This window comes from Bradyrhizobium cosmicum (genome assembly GCF_032290525.1).
In the GTDB taxonomy this organism is placed as follows: Bacteria; Pseudomonadota; Alphaproteobacteria; order Rhizobiales; family Xanthobacteraceae; genus Bradyrhizobium; species Bradyrhizobium cosmicum_A.
Window position 1 is genome coordinate 62,309 of sequence record NZ_JASXTA010000022.1, and the last position, 24,840, is coordinate 87,148.

General features: G+C 59.1%; 17 protein-coding genes and 1 pseudogene. 12 read left to right on the forward strand and 6 right to left on the reverse strand.

Annotation, left to right across the window (positions count from 1 at the left end):
- The first annotated feature begins 325 nt into the window (after nt 1-325).
- The 4 genes and pseudogenes from gmd (at nt 326) to QSV46_RS31325 (ending at nt 5,947) form a co-directional block, all read left to right on the forward strand.
- Nucleotides 326-1,411, forward strand: coding sequence for a GDP-mannose 4,6-dehydratase (gene gmd, locus QSV46_RS31310; RefSeq protein WP_314960696.1), 1,086 nt, complete (start codon nt 326-328; stop codon nt 1,409-1,411).
- Nucleotides 1,392-2,369: a GDP-L-fucose synthase gene (locus QSV46_RS31315; protein WP_314960699.1), complete on the forward strand. Its 978-nt coding sequence runs from the start codon at nt 1,392-1,394 to the stop codon at nt 2,367-2,369. Before gmd ends, QSV46_RS31315 begins: the two co-directional genes overlap by 20 nt.
- Before the next feature lie 218 nt (nt 2,370-2,587).
- Nucleotides 2,588-4,414, forward strand: a complete 1,827-nt coding sequence (glmS, locus tag QSV46_RS31320) for a glutamine--fructose-6-phosphate transaminase (isomerizing) (RefSeq protein WP_314960702.1) — start codon at nt 2,588-2,590, stop codon at nt 4,412-4,414.
- A gap of 349 nt (nt 4,415-4,763) precedes the next feature.
- Nucleotides 4,764-5,947 (forward strand): annotated as a pseudogene (locus QSV46_RS31325) (MFS transporter).
- A gap of 633 nt (nt 5,948-6,580) precedes the next feature.
- On the opposite strand, the gene QSV46_RS31330 reads toward QSV46_RS31325, so the two are convergent.
- The 6 genes from QSV46_RS31330 to QSV46_RS31355 form a co-directional block, all read right to left on the reverse strand.
- Complete coding sequence (locus tag QSV46_RS31330) at nt 6,581-7,447, reverse strand: electron transfer flavoprotein subunit beta/FixA family protein (protein WP_314960704.1); 867 nt, start codon at nt 7,445-7,447, stop codon at nt 6,581-6,583.
- 401 nt (nt 7,448-7,848) lie between these two features.
- The gene (nifA, locus tag QSV46_RS31335) at nt 7,849-9,672 is read right to left on the reverse strand and encodes a nif-specific transcriptional activator NifA (RefSeq protein WP_314960707.1); all 1,824 of its coding nucleotides are present in this window, start codon (nt 9,670-9,672) and stop codon (nt 7,849-7,851) included.
- A gap of 175 nt (nt 9,673-9,847) precedes the next feature.
- Nucleotides 9,848-10,684: an SDR family NAD(P)-dependent oxidoreductase gene (locus QSV46_RS31340; protein WP_409997226.1), complete on the reverse strand. Its 837-nt coding sequence runs from the start codon at nt 10,682-10,684 to the stop codon at nt 9,848-9,850.
- Nucleotides 10,685-11,938: 1,254 nt separating this feature from the next.
- Nucleotides 11,939-12,460, reverse strand: a complete 522-nt coding sequence (locus tag QSV46_RS31345; protein WP_314960710.1) for a hypothetical protein — start codon at nt 12,458-12,460, stop codon at nt 11,939-11,941.
- A 336-nt stretch (nt 12,461-12,796) separates the two neighbouring features.
- A complete protein-coding gene (locus QSV46_RS31350) occupies nt 12,797-13,501 on the reverse strand; it encodes a MerR family transcriptional regulator (protein WP_314960711.1) in 705 nt (234 codons plus the stop codon).
- A gap of 2,594 nt (nt 13,502-16,095) precedes the next feature.
- Nucleotides 16,096-17,040, reverse strand: coding sequence for a LysR family transcriptional regulator (locus QSV46_RS31355; RefSeq protein ID WP_314960712.1), 945 nt, complete (start codon nt 17,038-17,040; stop codon nt 16,096-16,098).
- Nucleotides 17,041-17,487: 447 nt separating this feature from the next.
- On the opposite strand from QSV46_RS31355, the gene QSV46_RS31360 reads away from it, so the two are divergent.
- From QSV46_RS31360 to QSV46_RS31395, 8 genes are read left to right on the forward strand one after another with little or no spacing between them, the layout of a single operon-like run.
- Nucleotides 17,488-17,904: a response regulator transcription factor gene (locus tag QSV46_RS31360; protein WP_314960713.1), complete on the forward strand. Its 417-nt coding sequence runs from the start codon at nt 17,488-17,490 to the stop codon at nt 17,902-17,904.
- The gene (locus QSV46_RS31365; RefSeq protein WP_314960715.1) at nt 17,901-18,533 is read left to right on the forward strand and encodes a NodA family N-acyltransferase; all 633 of its coding nucleotides are present in this window, start codon (nt 17,901-17,903) and stop codon (nt 18,531-18,533) included. Before QSV46_RS31360 ends, QSV46_RS31365 begins: the two co-directional genes overlap by 4 nt.
- Before the next feature lie 14 nt (nt 18,534-18,547).
- Nucleotides 18,548-19,207 (forward strand): chitooligosaccharide deacetylase NodB, encoded by a 660-nt coding sequence (gene nodB, locus QSV46_RS31370; protein ID WP_409997227.1) that lies wholly within the window; start codon nt 18,548-18,550, stop codon nt 19,205-19,207.
- A complete protein-coding gene (gene nodC / locus QSV46_RS31375) occupies nt 19,204-20,559 on the forward strand; it encodes a chitooligosaccharide synthase NodC (RefSeq protein WP_314960719.1) in 1,356 nt (451 codons plus the stop codon). The genes nodB and nodC overlap by 4 nt, the downstream gene beginning before the upstream one ends.
- Before the next feature lie 24 nt (nt 20,560-20,583).
- Nucleotides 20,584-21,213 (forward strand): nodulation methyltransferase NodS, encoded by a 630-nt coding sequence (nodS, locus tag QSV46_RS31380; RefSeq protein WP_314960722.1) that lies wholly within the window; start codon nt 20,584-20,586, stop codon nt 21,211-21,213.
- An 11-nt stretch (nt 21,214-21,224) separates the two neighbouring features.
- Nucleotides 21,225-22,937: a nodulation protein NodU gene (nodU, locus tag QSV46_RS31385; protein WP_314960724.1), complete on the forward strand. Its 1,713-nt coding sequence runs from the start codon at nt 21,225-21,227 to the stop codon at nt 22,935-22,937.
- Nucleotides 22,938-22,941: 4 nt separating this feature from the next.
- The gene (gene nodI, locus QSV46_RS31390) at nt 22,942-23,856 is read left to right on the forward strand and encodes a nodulation factor ABC transporter ATP-binding protein NodI (protein WP_314960727.1); all 915 of its coding nucleotides are present in this window, start codon (nt 22,942-22,944) and stop codon (nt 23,854-23,856) included.
- 3 nt (nt 23,857-23,859) lie between these two features.
- Complete coding sequence (locus QSV46_RS31395) at nt 23,860-24,648, forward strand: ABC transporter permease (RefSeq protein WP_314960729.1); 789 nt, start codon at nt 23,860-23,862, stop codon at nt 24,646-24,648.
- Nucleotides 24,649-24,840: the final 192 nt, after the last annotated feature.

Below are 24,840 nucleotides of genomic sequence, written 5' to 3' on the forward strand. Positions count from 1 at the left end.
GAGTTGAGCAAGCAGAGACAGTGGAACGGCTTCTCGGCCCCGACGGCTCCCTTACCACCTGTCCGCGTCGCAATTCCACTGGTCGCACCCAAGCAGTGGAGCGACTCCCCACGAACGAACGAAATCCGCCGGATTACAAACTTTCGTATAGTCCTTCAAAACGGTTTCGATGTGGAACGTTTACCTCCGTACAGTTGAGCGATCGATGCAATGTCTATACACGTCCAGAACTCGGTGCTTCGAGAGCATGACGCTTCCGCATCGGAGGCCGACGCGATTAAAGGTCGTCGACCGCGGGACCACATAACATGCGCAGAGAAGAGATTTGTCAAACCAAGCGAGCAAACGGCGGGTCGCTCTCATCACCGGCGTGACTGGACAGGACGGCGCCTATCTCGCCGAACATCTTCTGTCGCTCGGCTATGTCGTGCACGGCGTCAAGCGGCGCTCGTCCTCGTTCAACACCGCGCGGGTCGACCATCTCTACCAGGACCCGCATGTCGGCAAGGTGCCGTTCCTGATGCACTACGGCGACATGACGGATTCGACCAATCTGATCCGCCTGGTGCAGCAAATCCGGCCGACCGAGCTCTACAATCTCGCGGCCCAAAGCCACGTGGCCGTCAGCTTCGAAAGCGCCGAATACACAGCCAACGCCGACGGCATCGGCGTGCTGCGCCTGCTGGAGGCGATCCGCATCCTCGGCATGGAGAAGGAGGCGCGGTTTTACCAGGCCTCGACCTCCGAACTTTATGGCCTCGTCCAGGGGATCCCGCAGAAGGAGACCACGCCGTTTTACCCACGCTCGCCTTACGGCGTCGCAAAGCTCTACGGCTACTGGATCACGGTGAACTATCGCGAGGCCTATGGCATGTTCGCGAGCAACGGCATCCTGTTCAACCATGAGAGCCCGATCCGCGGCGAGACCTTCGTGACCCGCAAGATCACGCGCGGCGTCGCGCGTATCGAGGTCGGGCTGGAACAGACGCTCTATCTCGGCAATCTCGAAGCCAAGCGCGACTGGGGCCATGCCAGGGATTATATCGAGGGCATGCACATGATCCTGCAGGCCGACAAGCCGGACGATTTCGTGCTCGCCACCGGCGAGACGCGCTCCGTGCGCGAGATGGTCGAGCTGTCCTTTGCGCAAATCGGCCGTCGCGTCGAGTGGCGCGGCGCGGGCGTCGACGAGACCGGAATCGATGCCAATACCGGCGAGACCCTGGTGAAGGTCGATCCGACCTATTTCCGCCCCACCGAGGTCGATCTCCTCGTCGGCGATGCCAGCAAGGCACGCGAGGTGCTCGGTTGGACACCGAAGCGGAGTTTTGCGGAACTCGTCGCCGAGATGGTGGCGAGCGATCTGGCGGAGGCAAAACGGGATGCGACCAATGGCAAATGCACCGTTTGAGCTCAACGGCAAGAGCGTTTACGTCGCCGGCCATCGCGGCATGGTCGGCAGCGCGCTTGCGCGCCGGCTCGAAAGGGAGGACGTCAAGCTCGTCACCGTGGACCGGCGCGAGGTTGATCTGTGCAACCAGGCCGCGGTGTTCGACTGGTTCGCGAAGACGCGGCCGCAGGTGATCTTCCTCGCCGCTGCAAAGGTGGGTGGCATCGCCGCCAACAACACCCTGCGCGCCGAGTTTATTTACGACAACATCGCGATCGCGGCCAACGTGATCCAGGCCGCGCATCAGAACGGCGCCGAGAAGCTGATGTTTCTGGGCTCCTCCTGCATCTACCCAAAATTGGCCGCGCAGCCCTTGCGCGAGGATTCCGTGCTGACCGGCCCGCTGGAGCCGACCAACGAACCCTATGCGATAGCCAAGATCGCCGGGATCAAAATGGTGGAGGCCTATCGCAGCCAATATGGCAGCGACTTCATCAGCGTGATGCCGGCCAATCTCTACGGACCCGGCGACAATTATCATGCCGAATACAGCCACGTCGTCGCGGCCCTGATCCGGCGCTTCCACGAGGCCAAGGTTACGGGCGCAAGAAGCGTCGTCGTCTGGGGCACCGGCACGCCACGGCGCGAGTTCCTTTATGTCGACGACATGGCGGATGCCTGCGTGCACTTGATGAAGACCTATTCGAGCGCGGAGCTTATCAACATCGGCACCGGCGAGGACATCACCATTGCCGAGTTTGCCCGCATCGTCGCCGAAGTCGTCGGCTACATCGGCGAGATCAGTTTCGATGCCTCCCGGCCCGACGGCACGCCGCGCAAGCTGCTCGACGTCAGCCGTCTCGCGAACCTCGGCTGGCGCGCGAGGACATGGCTCACACATGGAATGCGGCAGGCCTACCAGGCCTTCTTGGCGGCACCGGCTACATCGGACAAAACGAGAGACCCATGCAGCTGCTAGCCGCTGATGCGCTCACGGTTCGGTTCCAGAGAGTTGCTTTACGATCTTCAGGCGAATTCGACAGGGCTCCACGTGTTGCTTGGAGCTCGCGCACCGCCGGGTGACCTGCCCCCGACGGAAGGCAGGCACGGGCTAGACTGGTCCATAGCTAGAGCGAGCGAATTGGTCAGGCGCGCCTTGCGGCACGCTCTGTTTGAACTTGAGGTAAACTGATTAGCATGTGCGGGATTGTCGGCATCTTGGGGCGCGGTCCGGTCGCGGATCGACTCATCGATTCACTTAAGCGACTGGAATATCGCGGCTACGACTCAGCAGGCATCGGAGCGCTCAAAGGAGATTATATCGAGCTTCGGCGTGCCGAGGGCAAGCTGAGGAACCTTGAGACACGCGTTCGCAGCCATCCGCTCTCAGGCCATGCCGGGATTGGGCATACGCGCTGGGCTACCCATGGCAAGCCGACCGAGCGTAATGCCCATCCCCATGCAACGGACAACGTTGCAGTCGTCCATAACGGCATTATCGAGAATTTCCGCGAGCTGCGCGCGGAGCTGAAACAGCATGGCGCCTATTTCGCCTCTGAAACAGATACCGAGGTGGTGGCGCATCTTCTCGACTCATATCTGAAAAATGGCTGCTCGCCGCAGGATGCAGTAAGAGCGTCGCTGCCGCGGCTAGTGGGCGCGTTTGCGCTTGCAATCCTATTCAAGGGGCAACACGACCTCATGATCGGCGCGCGGAAGGGCTCACCGCTTGCGATCGGCCATGGCGAGGGCGAAATGTATCTCGGATCGGATGCTATCGCGCTAGCGCACCTTACCGACTTGATCACCTACCTTGAGGACGGCGATTGGGCTGTGCTCAACCGCAACTTCGCCGTGGTTTACGACGCACAAGGCACAGTCGTCCGCCGGGAGGTGGTGAAATCTGCCACGTCGTCGGTTCTCGTTGACAAGGCAAACTACCGTCACTTCATGGCAAAGGAAATCCACGAACAGCCAGAGGTGATCGGGCAGACGCTGGCACACTACGTCGATATCGCCAACGAGAGCGTCGCATTGCCGCAGGAGCTTCCGTTCGATTTCAATGCGATCGGACAGATCTCGATCACGGCTTGCGGTACGGCAGGATATGCCGGCCATATCGCCAAATACTGGTTCGAGCGGCTGGCTCGTATTCCGGTCGAGCTCGATGTTGCCTCCGAGTTTCGCTATCGTGAGGCACCGATGCGCAGGGGAGATCTTGCTATCTTCATCTCGCAGTCCGGCGAGACGGCCGATACGCTGGCCGCCCTCCGCTACGCCAAGTCTCAAGGCCTGCATACGCTCTCGATCGTGAACGTTCTGGGTTCGACCATTGCGCGCGAAAGCGGGACAGTGTTACAGACACTCGCCGGACCTGAAATCGGTGTTGCCTCGACCAAGGCGTTCACATGCCAGCTTGTCGTCCTGGCGGCGCTTGCGGTCGCTGCGGGCAAGGCGCGGGGTGAATTTTCGGACGGCGACGAGGTCGATCTCGTGCGAGCGCTGATCGAAATTCCCCGGCTGGTTACAGAGGCGCTTGCCAGCGAGCCGCAGATCGAGAAGCTCGCACGCGACATCGCCAAATCGCGTGACGTGCTATATCTTGGTCGCGGCACGTCGTTTCCAGTGGCGCTGGAAGGGGCCCTGAAGCTGAAGGAAATCTCCTATATCCACGCCGCGGGCTATGCGGCCGGAGAGCTCAAGCACGGCCCCATCGCCTTGGTCGACGAGAGCGTTCCCGTAATCGTCATCGCTCCTTGCGACCGGCTCTTCGAAAAGACCATCTCGAACATGCACGAGGTCGCCGCACGCGGCGGCAAAATTATCTTGATAACGGACGCTAGCGGAGCTGCGGAGGTGTCCATGGATACACTCGCGACGGTCGTGCTGCCGGAGATGGGGACGACATTTACCCCCATCGTCTATGCGATTCCGGTGCAGCTCCTGGCCTATCACACGGCCAACTTGATGGGCACGGACGTCGACCAACCGCGAAATCTTGCGAAATCGGTCGCTGTCGAATAAGCTAAGGTGACGCCACCTGGAATCGGTATCGATACCGAAGGCGCGCAAAGCCCCGGCAGATCTCATCACGATGTGCCGCCCAGCTCCAGGCCCGACGCCCCGCATAGCGCTTGGTTGTGCCGGTCCATGGTCGGGAAGCTGGGACTCGTGCGCAAACTCTACGGCTCATCAGGTTAGAGGCTGGCGCGTCTTCTTGCAAACAACGAATCGCATCCGTCCGGCGCTTACGGGTGGACCGATAGTGCCTGATCGCAGATTCGCGACCATGAAACTGCACTCGGCTGGCGTGAGATTCTCTGGCAACCGGCCATTTCAAACCGAGAGGACCTCGTCCTATCACCAGCGTCCATTGCGCACGGGTCAAAATGCCAAATCGCGCATTGGCGCCATCTTACGCGAGACGAGCGGCAACTTTCTCGGGCACTTCGGTGTGTTCTGGCTCGGTGCCTTGATGCGATCTGTTGGCGCGATCGTGCTTGGAGCCTATATTGACCAGATTGGCCGTCGTCAGGGCCCGATGATTGCGCCTGCGATCATGGCGGTCAGCACCATCATCATTGCTTTTTTTCCGGCTATGCGACGATCGGCATTGCCGCACCCGTGATCGCGCGTTCGGACGGCTGTTGCACTGCCGGCGTTGCGGTTGGCGGCGTTTCCGCCGACCTCTCCGAGATTGCCACAGCGGGAAGCCGCGGTTTTTACACTCGTTTCAGTCCTCGAGCCAGCAGGTTGCGATCTTTGATCGCGGCTCTTATCGCATATTTTTTCGAGCGAAGCACTTCCGGCCGAAATGGTTTCTGCCTGAGGCTGGCGGATCCCGCTCTTGCTTTAGCTGCTTGATCGTTCCACTATCTTCCTGCACAGGAAGCCGGATGAAACTCCGGAGTTTCTGGTCATGAAGCATCACCAACCGTCCGCGAGGTCTTCGCCTCCACAGCTGCGAGCTGCCGCATAGTCATTCTCGGCATGATGATCGCAATGCTGACGAGCACGACCTTCTATCTCGTCACACTGTACACCGCTACGCTCGGCAAGCACGTATTCCAGCTGTCCCCGCAGAACAGGCTCTTAGTGACGCTTTTAGTCGCCGTGACGAACTTTATCTGGATCTCAACTGGCGGCGCGATTTCAGACAAAATCGGCCGTAAGCCGGTCCTGCTGACGATTGCCGGCCTCTATATCCCGCATTGCCTTGGCTTGTGACCGACCCAAGCTCTGGCAAGATGCTGGCAGTGGAGATAATGTTCTCGTTCTACTTTGGCACCTATAGCGGCGCCATGTTGGGCGCTCTCGTCGAAATCGTGCCGACGCAACGTTCGCACAACCTCCTTTTCTTTGGCCTTCGCACTCGCCGCAGCTCTCTTAGGCACGTTTACGCCGCTCGCATTGACGTGCCTGATCGAACGGACCGATGATGAGGCGTCCCCCGGTTTCTGGTTGATGTTTGCAGCTTTGCTCGGCATCTTCGCCGCACTGACGATCTCCAGGAAACACCAAGAGAGTTACGAAGCCGTCGCGACTCGAGCGGTCTAACATGGGCCTAACCGCGCAATGTTTTGCGTATTTGCATGCGCGCCCACCGCGACATTGAAGGCTCAAGACTGAATTGAACTTGGTGCGTGACGGTCCTTGATGATGTTAGGGTGGTGCGCGGGTTACTCTGCCGGTCACGGTTCTTCCTATGCGATCTTGGCAGTGTCGGGACGTGCCGGTGATGATGTTGACCGGGAATGGCTGAGCATTATCAGCTAACTTCGATTCCGTCCTGTGGTAGAACCGCGATGATAGTGCCCGCAGGTTGCAGTCACGTGAAATGCGGCGGATCTCGCGCGAGGGGATATATCCCTCGCGCGAGCTCCACGCGGTGAATTCAGCGGGCGCTCTATGCGGCTGCCATACAACTGAACGGGCGCGTCTACGGGCTCCATGAATTCTCCAGTGAATTGGTGTATCGCAGGTCGCCAAACGTTAGCGTAACGAGACGTCTGGTATGTTGATCCGATACCTGCCTCTCGGCGCCCAGATACGCAAGTTGAATACTCATCCTGCTTGTCGTATTTGGAGAGGAGCGACCGACAAGATCGATGCGGCCTCGTGCAACCGAGCGACGGGCCCATGCTTGACCACGATCCGGCCATCGCCGGCTCCGCTCGATCAGCCGCGACTTCACGCACCGCTAGCTTGCGCAGATGAGGTACCGCGCGCGAGCTGTGCGAGCTCCGCCTCAAGCATAGGGTTACGATTGAACATGGCGTCGATCAATGCTTGCGCCGGCTGCTCGGCCGCCTCCACCCACGTCGCCTTCTCCGCTCGTGGGGAGGGCGCGAAAACACGTTTGACGACGGTCGGCGACCCCCTCAGACCGCATTTGGCCATGTCATCCACGCCGGCATTCTGGGCGCTCCATTTTACGATTGTGGCACGTGCGGCACGCAACGCATTTATCATCGCACCGCGGCGAATTTGATTGGTTGCCTCTAACATGCTGACGAGACACGGCAGCTTGGAACGCAGCACCTGGACGCCGCCTTCGCAGCGCCGTTCCGCCTCGATCGTGCGTACTTTGAAGTTCAACGCTTTGATTGTGGAAACATAAGTAAGCTGCTGGATCCCGAGCCTCTTTGCAATGCCAGGTCCCACCTGCGCCGTATCGCCGTCGATCGTCTGCTTACCAGTGAATATGACGTCCGGCGGGCCATATTCCCTCCCGATATTGCGGATCGCGCACGCCAGCGCGTAACTCGTCGCCAGCGTATCGGAGCCCGCGAAGCTACGATCGGTGAGCAGGACAGCTCGATCGGCACCAAATGTCAGTGCCTTTCGGAGAGATTCTTCGGCCGAGGGCGGCCCCATTGTGAGAACGGTGAGTTCGCCGCCGAATTTATCTCGTAGCTCGAGCGCGGCTTCCAGTGCGAAGAGATCATATGGGTTGATGATTGTCGGCACGCCCTGGCGCATGATCGTATTCGTAACAGGGTGCACGCGGATTTGAGCGGAGTCGGGGACCTGTTTGATGCAGACGATGCTGTGCATGTACTTCTCCTAAGATGCTGAGCCGGCTCCCGACGAGCAGCAAATGTCATACCACCCAGGCATTTCGCTGATCCGGAAGGCATGCAAAGACTGACGGCGAGTCGGTTGGCGCAACTGCGACGGCTTGAGCATGGCGTGGTCTTAAGCTGATCTGAGTTACGGGCAGCAACGGAGCCGCAGCAATCACGCGCCGGTTCCACGCCAAGCCAGTTTTCAGGGCGAATATGTTGCAAGCAGACGATGACAAGACCAGCCGACGCGGAGACGCCCTATACTTCACCGGCCAACGTATCCCAACCAAAGCATAGGCTAGCAATGCTTCAGAGTTGGCAATCGCCTCTTGCCACGCTCTCCTATCCCAGCCGGCCGAGCGCGAGAGAGGAGCGAGCCTGACGCTTTGCTCAGAAGCGCTTGATCTCGATACCGTGTCTTCGCAAGGCATAGCCAATCTGGCGCGGGGTTAGTCCAAGCAAGCGCGCCGCCTTCGCCTGTACCCACCCGGATCTTTCCATGGCTGCGATGACGCGCTCGCGATCGGTGAGTTTCGCAGCACCCACTGCGGGTCGCCCGGGTGGCCCTAGCGGTGCCAGCTCGCTACTGACCGGCTGAACGGCCGTTATAGCTTCTGGCGGCGGCATGCTCAGCCTCTCGGGCAGTGAGAAATTCGGGCTCGGCTGTCGCGCCATTTCATCCGGTCCACACCTCCGTAGCTTGGCCGACAGGCACTGCCCGTGGCAGCATGCAAAATCATGTTTTACGATCGACGATCCTTGCGCGAGGGTCGCGGTCCGCTGCACGCAGTTCTCGAGCTCGCGGACATTACCGGGAAATTCGCAATTCATGAGGAACTCAATCGCACTTGAATCGAACACTAGAGCACGGCCGTTTTCATTGTTGAAGTTCTTCAAGAAGCGAGCGGCGAGAAGCGGAATATCAGCGCGTCTTTCGCGCAGGGGCGGCAGCAGCAGAGGAACCACGTTGATGCGGTAATAGAGATCGGCACGAAACTCCTTCCTTGCCACCGCATCTTCAAGATCCTTGTTCGTGGCTGCAATCACGCGGACGTCGACCTTGATCGTTTGATTGCCGCCCACCCGCTCGAATTCCTGCTCCTGAAGCACGCGCAGGAGCTTGGCCTGGAACGACGCCGAGATCTCGCCGATCTCATCTAGGAACAACGTTCCCTTGTCGGCGAGCTCGAAGCGACCTTTGCGCATGTTGAATGCGCCCGTAAACGCCCCCTTCTCATGACCGAACAATTCGGACTCCAGCACCGTCTCAGTCAGGGCTGCGCAATTCAGCTTGATGAAGGGGCGTTTGGCGCGCGCTGAATGCTCGTGAATAGCCTTCGCGACCAGCTCTTTGCCGGTACCCGTTTCGCCACGCAACAGGACCGTGCTGTTCGTTTTTGCGATCACCTCGATTTTCTCAAGCAGCGCGCACAGCGCAGGGCTGTCGCCGAGAATTCCGTTCACTTGAACCTTCTTACGCTCCCGCCCATGGGGCTTGATTTCGGAGAGCTGCTTCTGCAGCCGGAACTCCTCGTCCATAACGCGCACGCGATCGGGCACAATGAAGCAATGCAGCTTCGCCGTCTGGCCCAGAAGACTAGCGACCATGGTCAGCAGGTGGAGGTCGTTCTCGAGCTGCGCGCGCGTCCCGTTGTCCGCGATGCGGTCGATGCTCAGCGTGCCCACAACTTTCTCGTCAATGTCTATGGGAACGCCGATGAACGCAACACGCGTACTACCGGCGGCATCTAGCATCTCGACGTCCGAAGGACTGAAGGCCGAATGTAGCGCTACGTTCTCGACCATGAGCGGCTGTCCCGACGCCACGATTTGATCAATTGCTTTTTGCGGCAAGCGCACCTCACGGCGCGCATCGTGGCCTTCGCTCCGGGCCTCGTCCACGACGATCTCCGGCTCACCGTCCTGATCGAACAAACACACGATGCCGTGCCGCATCTGCACGAGCGATGGCAGACGCTCGATAACGCGCGCCAGCTTGGATTCGAGCCGGCATAGGCCCGTGAGCATGTGCGCTACTTCGAAGATCGTGGTTAGCGATTTCTCTTGCGACGGCACAATATAGCCGGAAGGGTCCGCGTCGGAAAGTGAGTTTGATGCTTCGCGCAGGGAAACGCTCTCCAGCACAACGACTCCTCCGTTCCTTTCTTGATCCTCCCCATCACCTTGATCGGACTTGTTGGACTCGTGTTGCATGCCCCCTCGATCTGACATCCAGTTCTCGTGGCGGGGCGAGAGATCACGCCTCTTCATGGCACGTCGGCAGCACTTACAGTGACTAGATTTGTCGCTTTGTTCTGTCCAACTAGCTACGCGGACTCGCCCCATGATGAAGTTCAGATTAGCCGAGATTCGTCAGGGGCGGATTCACTTATAAGTGTTGCCCGCCATTGATCGGGACTTCCGCGCCAGTGACATAACTTGCCGCATCGGAACATAGGAAGAAAATGACCTTGGCGACCTCTTCGGGTGTGCCCACTCGGCGAAGTGGGATCTTTGGCACAAGATGCGCTTCGGTGGCAGGCGACAAAATGTCCGTCTTGATTTCTCCGGGCGCGACCGCATTGACGCGAATGCCATGTGAGGCGTAATCATGCGCCATTTCGCGCGTGAGACAAGCGAGCGCAGCTTTCGAAGTCGCATAAGCCGTGCCTGCAAATGGATGCACCCGTGAGCCGGCGATCGAAGTCACATTGACGATCGAGCCTGCAGCCGCTTTTAGTTCATCGAACAGACCTTGAGCGAGCAGGATCGGCGCCACCAGATTGAGGTGGAACACGCTCATCCAAGTATCGACCGAGGTCGCCAGCGACGTCAGCCGGGCGCCGTTCGGCGTTTTTGGTGAGTTTCCGGCATTGTTTACCAGTCCATGCAACGGTGCGCCGGCGAGGCGCTCCTTGATCTCGGCAATCACGCGCGGCAGCGTCCGATGATTGCTCAGGTCGACTTCGACATAGCTGTCGCCCTCTGAATCCCATGGGCAGCGTGCCGCGTCGAATGGTCGGCGCGCGCAAGAAATGACGCGCCAACCAGCTTCCGAAAACAATTGTCCGGTGGCGCGACCGATACCGCGCGATGCTCCGGTCAATACCAGCGTTTTCCGCTCACGCAGCAGGCGGCGCGTTTGATCGGCGTGAATCGGTCTGCCAGGGTCCGCTTCCGACGATTGAGCTGCGATCGCTTTGTCATTTGTTTCACCTAGATTCACACGCCGCTCCCGCCCGCTTCCCTCCGCTGTACACCTGGTGCAGGATCTGGGCCAACGCGATGCAGGGCAAAAGGGGCGCACTTTTGCGACCCAAATGGCAGCTTCCGAACAACTGGCCTGTTTGCTTTTCGACGACAGGGACCCCGTAGCGATCCTTGTCGTTGAGCTCCCGGGCGAGCAGCCCAATGCGTGCGCGCTACGTCTTCGAGCCGAGAGCCTGTTGATTCCCAGCGAGCTGACTGCGTCGCACTTCACGGATGGTCTGTGCCTTATTGGGGTTGGCGGAGATAGATCAACTGTCTTTGGCGGAGATCGGGACCGACGGCCAGTTCGTCCGAGATGCTCATCCCTTGTATCGCGAGCGCAGATCCGAATCAGTTCCGCCATGGGTGGGGTGCCGAGCGTGCTGTTCATCAGCTATAGCCGAAACGACTCTAAAACCGCAGGGTTGAACACGGCCGTTGCCAAGAAAGCGCGCTGACCGCTAAAGGATTGTCCACAGGCACGATCCATCGACCGGACGGACCTCTTTGGTGCTGGGACATTCTGACGTGACCGTCTGCTACGTTAGATTTCCCGGGCGGCCCAGAGACCGACGTTGCCGTGCTTTGCAACGTTTGGCCAGCGATGGCGGTTTCGGCCCGATGATGACGAGCCATAACCTTTCCGCGCGACTCGACTTACACCTGACGGCCCGATGCATTGCGCGGCAAGGCCGCCGGGGGCCTATTCGGGGCCGGATGCGCAAGCAACGACTGAATGCGAGTGTTTGGGGCGATGGGTCGGCTTAGATCTAAGCGCCGCACCGGATCAGAGCCCGGCTCAAAGGCCGGTAGCGATCGGCACGGATCAGGCGCCGCACGGCGTTATCCCAGCGAATACCTGGCCGAGCGGATGGAACGCCACGTCCACTCGGCCGAACAACGCTGCTAATGCTTGCCTTGAACTCGCGCGATCGTCTGACAGACTGCGCGCGGCTGACATCTTGCCACATGGTGCGTTCCTTCTGAAGAGGCGCGGACCGCTCACTCCCGAGAGTGAGACGCGCATCAGTTTAACTAGCTGGAAGAAGGTGCCAATGTTCGTCTGCCTTACGAGTCTGAAAGTGGTGGTCACTGCAGTGGCACCAGGCGAATGGGAACGTGCTCTTCGGGCTGCAGTTCGGGCGCGCACGACACCTGTGATAGCAGTGCCGCGAGGGCGAGAAATGCTGCGACTGCAGCAACTGCGAGGCACGAGAGCAGCGCGTGATTGCTATATCGACGATGGTTCATCATTTGAACGCTCCGTGCGGTGCTGGGACGAGCGATCCGTTCTGCTCGACCGCCTCGACGCTATTGTTGCGCCAGCGGTAAACGATGAAGCCAGGAGCGGCATTGTCTCCCTTGGAGTCCATCGAACCATGCTAATGGTCGTTTTGATTGAGCCAGAGCGTAGGGCCGCAGCGGCCGGGGTGGGATCGAAGGTGCCGGCCTGTTTGACGGACCCTGCCCATGATTGCACCGCGGCATAAGCGTTGAGCGTGTAACCCGCGGCAGATAGGCTCGAAGTCATGAGCCTGGCGACGGCGGCTGGCTCTGCAGCATTCTTCGTCGGGTCCGGCATAAAGGTGAAGAGCGTGCGGTTTGCGGCGTTGCCCGCAATGGCCAAAAAGTCGCTTGTGATCAGCGGATCGCCGACGATCACACTCAGACGTGCGCCCGCCTCCCGAGTTTGATGCATGATTAGGCCGATCTCGCTGCAATAGCCTGCGGTATAGACGATCTGGATTTCCACTGACGTGTTCTCGCCGAGGCCTCTCATCGGAACAATCCGAAAGCTATGCCGAGCATTGGAGTCTCCCTCGGTCTAGCCGACGCTCTGTCCGCACCGCCGCTGCGACGATGCGTTAGATGGTACAATTTGACGTTACGTACGAATCAAGTACTTCGACGCGTGCTGGTCGAGGTTGGTTGCCAAGAGCCACAGAGCCAAAAACCCAAAAAGTCCCAGACAACGCAGATTCGAGGGCGAGATGCTAGGGGCTAACGATCGTCCTCAAACTCGAAGGGGCACTATCAACCCAGTGGGTTTAAAGACATTCCGGTAACCGATAGCGTGCGCAACCGGGCGTCAACTCTTTCCGAGCTGGTCCTCTAGCGCGGCGAGGGCGAGATCGAGGTATTGCATGAGGCTCGCATCCCAGCCGGCGAGATTGTGTGGTTCGGTCAATCGCGTCAGCACCTTGAGCACCATTGAGACAGTCGAATCAGCTCCTCCGATCTCAGTCAGCAGCGAACGGGCCTGACGCGCGACCGCTTTTGCTCGTTCACTGCATGGAGGCTCGCCCTGATCCATGCAGCTTCGTAGCTCGTCGCGTATCTTCCGCCACCGAGCTGCATTAGCGGCGCAGATCGCCGAGGGGGTAGGCTCCTCAATCCGCGACATTGCGTCTAACGTGGCCGGCAGTTGGTCGACACTGACGTGTGTCTCACCTTGCGTCGTCATACTGCGTATTCGGTCCCTTAATAATGTCGCCTGCGCGACTTGACGTTCAATCCGTTCCAGATGGTTGGCCAACAGGTCCGTGAGAGACGTTCGCCCCTCGATTGCTTTGCGGATCTCAGGAAGTGAGAAGCCGAGATCACGCAGCGCGAGAATCTGAATGACGCGTTGTAGGCTTTCATGGTCGTACATGCGGTGACCGCCAACAGTACGTTCCGAGACCATCAACAACCCGATATGTTCGTAGTGATGCAGAGTGCGTACCGTTACACCGGTCGCCTCTGCAAGTTCTCCAATGCGCCATAGGCGCCGTCGTGGTCTGGCGTTTGTCATGGTCCTCCATTTGCATGCCTACAACCTGACGCCACGTGAGAATCAAGTTAATTCAATGATCTAGATGATGCGTCTCTTGCTGCGAACCGCAGAAGGACTGAGAGCACGCTGTTGCTCAAGCGGCCGAGACAAGTGCAAGCATCAAGTTCGCCAGCGACCCCAATTCACCTCTCGCTGCGCGTTGCAGAACAAGTCTCGCGATCGCCGCGCGGTTCTCGCTGGTTCGCATGCATGTCGGTAAACATGTGATTGCTTGATCAAAAAGGTGTCCCAACATCGCGAGATCCTCAGGATCGTAGACTCCACTCGACTCACCCAAGAGTAGGCTCCTTTCATTGTCGCACTCGCGCCGCACGTGACGAAGCCGTTTGGCCGTGGTGGGGCAAAAACGAGACGGAGCGGCGACGTGCGCGAAAGAACGTGTCAGGAGGAGCCGCGTGATGCCGTTGTGCAACACGGCATACGCTTACGTTTGTCCAAGGCTTCGCCAGCTGAAACTATGTAATTTCTCCTGGATGCTGCCGCAGCGGTGGCCCTCTGCTGTCTGATCGGCGCGAGAAGCGACCGCCATGTGCATGCAGCTCCGCTTGATCTTTAGATGCTGCTTCACGAAACGGCGGACCCAGACACAGTCCTGATCAGATGGGCCTCTTTCGATGGCAATCCTTCCTGTGATGTCCCTCGTTGGGCCTGGCGCTGATTGGTAAATCATCGCAAATCAGTTCTACCGCCACGTCGTGCGCGCCGCCGGCTCGGCGCCTATGGTAGTCCAGTTGAGATGGCATTGGGGCGCGAAGGCGTTGCTCGCGCATGGCTACATCTGTTTTTGGAATGCCACAAGATGATGGCTGCTCTTTAATGGCGCAAGTCCGCGGCGGCAAAGCATCGGCAGAATGAGCGAAGGCGGGCCTCAAAATCAGTCCCCGCATGCATCTCAACGCAAGCGCATTTGGCGCGGCGGGCGAGGCGTTGCTCCGATTGAGGACCGACTTTCGAAGGAGCGCTCCGGCATCCGCTGAAGGTAGAGGGCGCTCAGAACAGGTCGACGGGGGCCTCGCCACCACGCGGGATGCCCGCGCAAACGCCGACGTGCACAGCAATAACTCGCATATCCAGACCTATGCCGGATCAGTGTCGCGCAGCGCAGTACATCGGACGGCCTCGCCAGATGCAATGCACTAGAAGTGCAAGGATCCGTAGCGGCATAGTCTTTGCACAACGCTTGGCGAGCCCTGCTGGCAGCCGCGCCATGGGGTCCACAATAGCAAAGGAGGATGATGCTATAGCTGGGAGGAGGATCTTAATACGCATCTTGAGACCATGCTCAAGCCAAAGACCCCTCGAATCTGAGGGGCAGTGTCTGGGGATTCACCGCAAGTATCCTATCGAACATAGGCTCGAAGTTTCTCCTGTCGCGGTATTGGCTTGCTCGTCCGGCAGCTCACTCACTCAATATCATCCTCGAGCGGCATCGCTTTGGGTGCGCGCGCTGAGCATAGATGCTTCGGGGAAGATAGACAAATCATGTTACCGCGCCGAAGGAGCCCATCGGGCTCAGCGGTGAGGGGCAGCAACTCGAGACCGATGGCGGTGGCACCGCGCGCGTCCCGCCACGACATTTTCGAAAGAGGCCCCCGCGCATGATCCGATTTGGCTTGGGTGAACATGTCGGTCGAAAGTATCAAGAGATGGAGGTGGAGCAGGGCTTGGCGAATTGGAACGGTGAGCCCTTCTGTCCCGTGCGCGGACATTGGCACAGTTGCCGTCCTGTCATCATAAACACTCATCACCGAAGCACGCGCGCAACGCGACAACGCCGCGAGCTCATGGCCTGGATCCAGCTTGAGCTCGCGGCCAGCGCGTTTGCGGTTGCGCCCGATCATCCCGGATCGAGCACAATAAGGGTAAGATATGCGCCGTTGAGATGACGTGCCCCAACCTCAATTCCAGCCTTACGCGATACCTCTCACTTGCCCGTCGGCTCTCCCCAGTTTGGGTCAGCTCGCGTTGGGCTTCGCGGGCGCGACCGTGGCGGGCGTTGGCGTTCGGCAGAACAAACTGTTCCGACGCAAACAAGCGAGCATCGCCCCTGTAGGTCGCCCGCCACATAGACGTCGAGCTACTGGTGTGCTTCGGCATTACTTCGATCGCCGGGCCAGTTCACGGCAAGGACAATGCCAAACGTCAGGCGATGAGCGGTGCGGGTGCGCTACCAGCGTCCACCTTGCAGCCTCGATCGCAGGTGCTGGTCTACAACCTGACGCAGCGTGTGATAAGAAAAATTTAGTGCTGAGGCCAGATATTGTTCACCTTGCTCGCCGGATCATTTCGCGAGCTCTGTGCTCGGCTCACATGGACCGGCGCGATGGAGCCGGCCCGGATCAACGCAAAATTATTAGGGAGCGCCGCCGAGCGGCCTGTATGAGGCGCAAGATCGTCATGGCAGCGCAAGATCAATAGCGCCAACGACCCGATCAAACCGCGCTCAAGCGCGCCAATTTTCGCCCTTGCCCAACGTCAGTCAGAGGACCGAAGCTTCGAGCCTGGCGTAGATCTGGTTAACCGAGAGCAGGTCGCAACCGGCCCGAACAATCCTACAACGGGCTGTTAAATTGGCTGGTCTCGGGCGGAGAGACCATCGCGGATGCCTCTTGGAAGAATATGTTGCGCATCCAAATGCTTGCGGGATCAGTATTATGAATGGCGGGCCATTGGACGGCCTCGGTGAATGTCAGAAGTCGCAACGGAGGTTCGACAACCCGCAGGGGCATCGTATTTGCGAAATGGCTGACGAGTCTTGAGGGCATGCTCGCGATACGGTTGGTGCCCAATAACATAGGCGGAATCATGCCAAAGCCTTGCACAGCGACCTCGGTGCGTATTTTGAAACCATGCTCGAGCAAGAGCCATTCGCGGAAGGAGGGCCTCAAGAAACGTCCAAATTGAGCTTCCACGTGCCCGATTGACATGTAGTTCTCGAACGTAAGTCGCGATGCCAGCTGCTTGTTCATGGGGCAGCCCACGCAAACGAAAGTGTCCTCGAACAGTGCCGCCTTTGGATGCGCACTCGACATGAACATCTCCGGATACATCAGAAAATCAACTTCACCGCGCCGGAGAAGCTCATCGGGTTCCTCTGAAGGTGGCAGCAATTCGAAGCGGATTCTAGGAGCCTCCCGCACGACGCGGTCCACGATCCTTCGAAAAAATACGACAGTCATGAAGTCGGACAGGATGATCCTGAATCGCCGATTTGATTGGGACGGATTGAAGTGGTCCGGAGAAATGATGGAGAGCTGGATGTGAGCGAGAGCCTCGCGAATCGGGGCTGCGAGCGCTTCAGCCCGCGGCGTTGGAACCAGTTTTCGGCCCCTCATCGTGAATAGCTCATCTCGAAAGTAGGTGCGTAGCCGCGCGACGGCGGCACTCATGGCGGGTTGACTGAGGTTGATGCTTCTTGCCGCCGTGGTGAGATTGCCTTGTGTCACCAGGGCGTCGAACGCGACGAGGAGATTCAGATCGAGGCCCTTGAAACGCATGATCCTGAGTGATCCACGGTGTGAATGTATTCTATCGATACAATCGATTTTACCATTTGTACCGAATGAGGATAGCAAACGATGGTTTAGCGAGAAGTCAGATCAATCAGAATGGTTACAAATCGTTGCGCGTCTCAGCCCAGCGCAAGGGATCGATCAAGACGTCTGGACCGTGCGGTCGCAGGTTCGCGCATGTTGCGCAAGCCATATCTCGCCGAGTTCGGACGGTGCGGATCCGCAAACTTGCGCGGGCGTATACGACGAGCAAACCATCGTTTGGCTTTGCCAACCCATTCTATATCCGCCGTCTACCGCGGTAGAATTGAGCGAACGCTCAACTTGGCCGTAGATTTCCGTCCAGTCGGACCCTCCCGGTTGCGGGTGCCGAATGTGTTGTGGCCGCAGTCGATTGGATTGCGTCCTTGCTGGGGTGAAATCGTGCGGAACATGCAAGCGAAGGCGTCCTTTGCGAATCTGATGCGAGTGGCGCACACGCTCGACGTCGTCTGCATTGTGAATACAGATCGGTCAGTGCGTGAAGCTCTCACGGATGTGGTGTTTTCCGCGGGCTACGTGCCCGAACCCTTTGAGAGCGCAGACGGGTTCTTGAAATCGGGCCGCCGTTTGATCACGTCGTGCGTGATCGCGGACATGCAGTCGAGCGTGATGAGCGGTCTTGAGCTTTTCCATCATCTGGTTGCATCCGGAGGCGCGATCCCCACCGTTCTGCTCACAGACCACTCCGGAGACCACGTGAGCCCAGTCCTGCAAGATGGACTCCAGTTCCTGAGCAAGCCTTTCGAACGTGGCGAACTGCTGGCCTGCGTCAGGAGCCAGATAACGAATAGGAATTACTCTCCATGAACGTGATCGCGCCCGCGTCCACACGAGGTGTTTCGGCGCGCCCTCCAGTTCGTTGGAGGCTGTGCTGGGAGAATGAGCTTCAAATTGCTGACCATGTTGAATTGTCCGACTTCTTCCGCAAGACCTATGGTCCGACCGGGGAATTCAATGCAAAGCCCTTTGAAGGTCATCGAAGCTGGGCGGGCGCAAGGCCTGAGATTCGGGCAATTGGCTACGATGATCGTGGCGTCGCGATTCACCTCGGCGCGCTGCGCCGCTTCATAAAAGTTGGCGAGGTCGATCTGCTCGTGGCTGAGCTCGGATTGTACGGGGTACGCCCGGATCTGGAGGGGCTCGGAATCAGCCACTCCATCCGCGTGATGTATCCCGTACTGCGAGATCTTGGCGTGCCATTCGGCTTTGGCACGGTCCGATCTGCCCTGCAGAAACATATTACCAGACTGCTCGGGCGACAGGGCTTGGCGACTGTTCTACCAGGGCTCCGCGTTCGGTCTGCTCGTCCGGATATCTCTCTCACTGTGCCTCCGACGCGCGTGGAGGACGTGGTCGGCCTCGTTATGCCGATTGCCAGGCCAATGAGCGAATGGCCGGCCGGTGAGATGATTGAACGGAACGGGCCAGAGCTGTGACGTCAACAAACGACGTGACTGAAGCGCGGAGCGACTACGCCGAGGCCGGCGGAGAGCACTGCGTCTATCTGACCTTTGATGATGGTCCAAACCCGCATTGCACGCCGGCTATCCTGGACGTGCTGGCCCAGCACCGGGCCCCCGCCACCTTCTGCGTGATCGGTGCATATGCAGCCGCCCAGCCGGAGCTGATCCAGCGCATCATTGCCGAAGGGCACGAAATCGCAAACCACACAATGACGCACCCGGAATTGTCCAAATGCATGCCGGACGAGGTGCAATACGAAATCGTCACGACGAACAGGGTCATCGGAATGGCCTGCCCCCGAGCCTCTGTGCGGCACATTCGCGCGCCGTACGGGATATGGACTAAGGAGGCCCTCGCCGCTTCGGCAAAGGCCGATCTGGCGGCCCTGCACTGGTCAGTCGATCCGCAAGACTGGGCTCGTCCCGGCGTGGAGGCAATTGTTGCCGCAGTGCTGGCCTCGCTCCAACCGGGGGCAGTCGTGCTCCTGCACGACGGATGCCCTCCCGACGAGTTGGGACGCCGCCCTCATGCTGGTCGGCGCGACCAGACCGTAATGGCGCTCGCTCAGCTCATTCCAGCACTGCACGACCGTGGATTTGCAATCCGGTCGCTTCCTCAATCTCACCGAATAGATCAATGCCCATGACCTCGCTTGCCACGATCAGCACCGTTGCTGTTGCCTCTTACGCGTTGCTCTCCAGCGTCCATAAGAGCGCGCAGGCGCTTTATGCGCTGCGAACCGACGCCTCACTGCCGCCGTACGACCCGGTCGACACCGATGCTCTGCCCAGCGTGGATGTCATCGTGCCCTGCTTCAACGAGGACCCGCGCACGCTGGCGGCCTGCCTGAAGTCTATTACAAGCCAGGACTACCAAGGGCGATTGCAGGTCTATGTGGTCGATGACGGCTCCGCAAATCTCGGTGCAGCGGCACCCGTGCACGCAAGCTACGCACATGACCCGAGGGTCAGCGTCATTCTACTGCCAAGCAACGTTGGAAAGCGCAAGGCGCAGATCGCCGCGATACGCCGGTCATTCGGCGATCTCGTGCTCAACGTCGATTCCGACACGGAAATCGCCAGCGATGTTGTCAGCAAGCTCGTGCGCAAGATGCGGGATCCAGCCGTCGGCGCGGCCATGGGGCAATTGACGGCCAGCAACCGCCACGACAGCTGGCTGACTGGATTGATCGACATGGAGTACTGGTTGGCTTGCAACGAGGAGCGTGCGGCGCAGACGCGCTTTGGTGCGGTCATGTGCTGCTGTGGGCCGTGTGCCATGTACCGCCGTTCCGCGCTCATGTTGCTGCTCGATCAGTACGAGACACAGTTTTTCCGGGGAAAGCCGAGCGACTTCGGTGAGGACCGCCATCTGACGATCCTCATGCTCAAGGCTGGATTTCGAACCGAGTACGTTCCGGACGCTATTGCCGCCACGGTGGTCCCGGACAAGCTCTTGCCGTATCTGCGGCAACAGCTCCGCTGGGCGCGGAGCACTTACCGCGACACGCTGCTCGGTTTGCACCTGCTGCCTGGCCTCGACCGGTACCTCACGCTCGATGTGCTCGGACAGAACCTCGGGCCGCTGCTGCTCGCCATCTCGTCGATTGCCGCGATCGCTCAGCTCGCGCTCACGGACAGCGTGCCCTGGTGGACCGGTCTGACCATCGTCGCGATGACCATGGTTCGATGCAGCGTGGCAGCCCTTCGCGCCGGCGAGCTTCGATTTCTTGGATTCGCGCTGCACACCCCGATCAACATCTTCCTCCTGCTCCCAATGAAGGCCTACGCGCTCTGTACCTTGAGCAACAGCGACTGGCTCTCGCGCAAAGTAGCGAAATCAGACGTTGATGAATCGAAGGCCTCGCTCGAAGACGCGACAACTGGACCAAGCCTTAACCCAGGATCGGGAACGCCCGGCTCAATTCGCAGGGCAGGTCTTTTCCGCGCCTCCTCACGGCTGATCGCGTCGGATGACGTTGCGGCCGAGACTGACTAAGCAGTTTTGTAGGGGAGTTAACTCGTGAGTGTAGACAATACATATCAATCGTTAGAACGGGAGCTGGCTAACGACGACCCGTGGCGGCTTGACGACAATCCGTTCGAACGTATGCGTCACACCCAATTGCTACGGCTATCGATGTCGAGCGGCGCGGTCTCAAACGGGCTCGAGATCGGGTGCGCGGCCGGTGCATTCACAGAGAAGCTTGCTCCTCACTGCAAACGACTCACGGTCATCGATGTTATGCCGCGAGCGATCGGTCGAGCAGTCCAGCGGACCAAAAGGTGGTCACATATCAACTGGGCGGCGACCGATATTCTGCAGTTCTCGACCGAAGAGCTGTTCGATCTGATCGTGGTCGCCGAAGTTCTCTACTATCTCGAAGATGTGACACGGATGCGTATCGCAATCGACAAGATGGTGAAGATGCTTGCTCCAGGTGGGCATCTGATCTTCGGATCTGCACGTGATGCCACCTGCAGGCGATGGGGGCATGTCGCTGGTGCCGAGACAGTCATCGCGATGTTGACTGAAGCGCTCATTGAGGTCGAACGTGCGGAGTGCCAGGGGCAGTCAGCTGACGAAGACTGCTTGTTGGTCCGCTTTCGCAATCCGGAGCAATCTTCGGTCCGTCCCAACGGCCGAGCTTGAAAGGAGCCACTATGCGTATCTGCGGTATCAAGTTGACGCATGACGGGGCAGTCGCTCTGATCGAGGACGGCCGGCTGGTGTTTTGTGTCGAACAGGAGAAGCTGAACAACAATCCGCGTTATCAAACCATTGACAACCTGGATTCCGTTGTTGGCGCCTTGGCGGAGCACGGGCTGCATCCGAGCGATGTTGATCAGTTCGTCATTGATGGCTGGGATGGAGAGTTCGAATCGCAGTTTGAAGTCCTTAGTGGGCTGACGACGGTCAAGCTCAAGGGCGCGCCGTATGTCGAACGGCAAGGCGACAGCCCCCTGACGTCCCGCGATCGCATCGGTCTCATGCTTGACGGGAAGCTATATCCTTATCAAAGCTATCCCCATGTCACCGGGCACGTTGCATCCGCATACTGCGCCAGCTCGTTTGCCAAATCCGCACAACCTGCTTTCTGCTTGGTGTGGGACGGCTGCATGTTTCCACGCCTTTACTATGTCGAGCCCGACGGCATCCGTTTCATCGAATGCCTGTTTCCGATGATAGGTCACGCCTATGCGACGGCAGGACATCACTTTGGACCTTACAGGCGGGCGGACCGGACCAGCTGGGATCTCGGTGTAGCCGGCAAGCTGATGGCCTATATCGCGCTGGGATCGCCCGACGGGGAGATTATCGAAACGTTTCAGGAACTCTATGAGGTGCACTTTGCCACGCAGGCTGACGGAGCTTGCCGTCAGCTTGCAGAAACCAACAGCTCACAATCGCCACTTGAAGCTCTGCACGACTTCTTCGATGCTTGCGCACTGCGACTAAAGGCCAAGCAAGCCGAAGACGTCCTTGCGTCATTTCACGTCTTTCTAGAGCGTCTGCTGGTTCGCACAATTTCTGATGTTGTGGAGCGACATTCGGATCTCGCGGGGGCACGTAACCTCTGCATAGCCGGCGGCTGTGGCTTGAATATTAAGTGGAATAGTGCATTTCGTGCGACCGGCCTGTTCGATGTCGTGTGGGTGCCGCCCTTTCCGAACGACAGCGGCTCAGCCATCGGTGCTGCCTGCTCTGCACTGGCGGCACAGCAAGGCTTTGAAGCTCTGGAATGGTCGGTCTACAGTGGACCGGCCGTTTGTGCCAGCGAAGTCCCGCCCGAATGGGAGAGCGCGCCCTGCACGATGGGCGAACTTGCGGCAATCCTCGCGGGCGACAAGCCGGTCGTCTTCCTTGCTGGACGCGCCGAGCTCGGACCACGGGCTTTGGGTGGCAGAAGCATTCTCGCAGCTGCGACCTGGGAAGGAATGAAGGATCATCTCAACGACATCAAACTTCGCGAGCATTTCAGGCCGGTAGCGCCGATATGCCTGGAGGATCGCGCGGCGGAGATTTTTAGCCCTGGGGTACCCGATCCGTACATGCTGTTCGATCACCAGACGCGACCGGAATGGCAGGACAAAATTCCCGCCGTCGTGCATCTCGATGGATCTGCCCGCCTACAAACGGTTTCCAGAACCTCTCCGCATAAAGTGGCCGAGCTTCTCATCGAGTACGAGAAGCTCACAGCCATTCCGCTGCTTTGCAATACCAGCGCCAATCTGCATGGACGCGGCTTCTTCCCGGATGCTGCCGCCGCGTGCCAGTGGGGACGCGTCGATCACGTATGGTGTGACGGCCTGCTTTGGACAAAAAAGCGCGCGACCCAGGAAGCGGCGCGAACAACGTCCGTGGCGATGGCGTAAGCAAATGTCAACCGCGGCAGTCGACCTTTTCGAGGTGAGCAAGTCCTACAACGACAGGGTCGTCGTGGACTCTCTTTCGTTTACGGTCTCGCCGGGAGAGTGTTTCGGTCTGCTGGGGCCGAACGGCGCGGGTAAAAGCACGCTCGCGCGTTTGATCCTGGGTGTTGCATCGCCCGACGCAGGTAAGATATGCGTGCTTGGCGAGCCGGTGCCGGCACGTGCGCGCTTGGCGCGCCGGGGCATCGGGGTTGTTCCTCAGTTCGACAACCTTGATCTTCAGCTCACCGTGCGCGAGAATCTGTTCGTTTTCGGTCGCTACTTCGCCATGAGCGCGACCGAGGTCAAAGCGGTCACGCCGTCACTGCTCGAATTCGCCCGCCTGGAGAACAAGGCGGATGCCCGGGTGGGCCAACTGTCCGGTGGCATGAAGCGGCGCCTGACCCTGGCTCGTGCCCTGATTAATGACCCGCAACTCTTGGTGCTTGACGAGCCGACGACCGGCCTCGATCCGCACGGCCGTCACCTGATCTGGGAACGCTTGCGCTCGCTGTTAGGGCGCGGCAAAACAATTCTTCTCACCACCCATTTCATGGAAGAGGCGGAGCGATTGTGCGACCGCCTATGCGTGCTTGAGCACGGCCGCAAGATCGCCGAAGGCCGGCCTCACGCGCTGATCGAGCAGCAGATCGGCTGCCAAGTGATCGAGATTTACGGTGGTAATCCGCATGAACTGCTGCCGCTGGTCAGACCCCAAGTGCAGCGAGCTGAAGTAAGCGGAGAGACGCTGTTCTGCTATGTCACGGATCCAGAGCAGGTCCGCGTTCGGCTTGCCCACCGCACGGATCTCCGCCTTCTGCAGCGTCCTCCAAATCTGGAGGATGTCTTCTTGCGGCTAACCGGGCGAGAGATGAAGGACTGAACGATGTGGCAAGGTTTCGCGCCGGCGCTCCCTGCTAATCCATGGAACTGGATCGCGGTATGGCGCCGGAATTTTCTGGTCTGGCGGAAAGTCGCTCTGGCATCGATTCTTGGGAATCTGGCCGAGCCGATGAGCTCTCTGTTTGGTCTCGGGTTTGGCCTTGGAATGATCATAGGTGGCGTCGAGGGGACCTCATACATCTCGTTTCTCGCCGCTGGCATGGTCGCCACCAGCGCGATGGTCTCCGCCACCTTCGAAACGATCTATGCGGCCTACGCTCGCATGCAGACAAATTGCACGTGGGAGGCAGTGCTCTGTACGCCCCTTACGCTCGGCGACATTGTTCTCGGTGAAGTGGCATGGGCAGCGAGCAAGGCCTTGCTCGCTGGGACGGCGATTACGATTGTTGCCGTCACGCTGGGTTATGCGGAGTGGTCATCCATCCCCTATGCGTTACCAGCCATCGCCCTCACTGGCATTACGTTCGCGAGCCTCGCAATGGTCGTTTCAGCACTTGCACCGAGCCACGACTATTTTATCTTCTACCAGTCGCTCATTCTCACGCCCATGATGTATTTGAGCGGGACGATCTTCCCAATGAGCCAGTTGCCAGGGTCATTTCAACGCATAGCGGCCTTCTTGCCGCTGACTCATTCGGTCGATCTCATTCGCCCAGCAATGCTCGGTCGGCCGGTGGACAGCGTCGGCTTGCATGTGGGCGCACTTTGTATCTACGCAGCGTTTCCCTTCCTCGTCTCGGCCGCGCTGCTTCGGCAACGGCTGATGCGGTGAGAGTAACAAGACCTCAAGCGAAGCATCGCGTGGGCGAGATCAGATATCGGGCGTAACGCGGTTCGCGTGCGACGCTTATGTGGGCCCTCGTTACCCTAGCAATGCCGGATCTGCCCGCCGCGATGTGCGGTCTACTCGCAGAGCAAGCGACACGAAATAGGCCAACAGGCCTCTCAGGATGAACGGAGAACA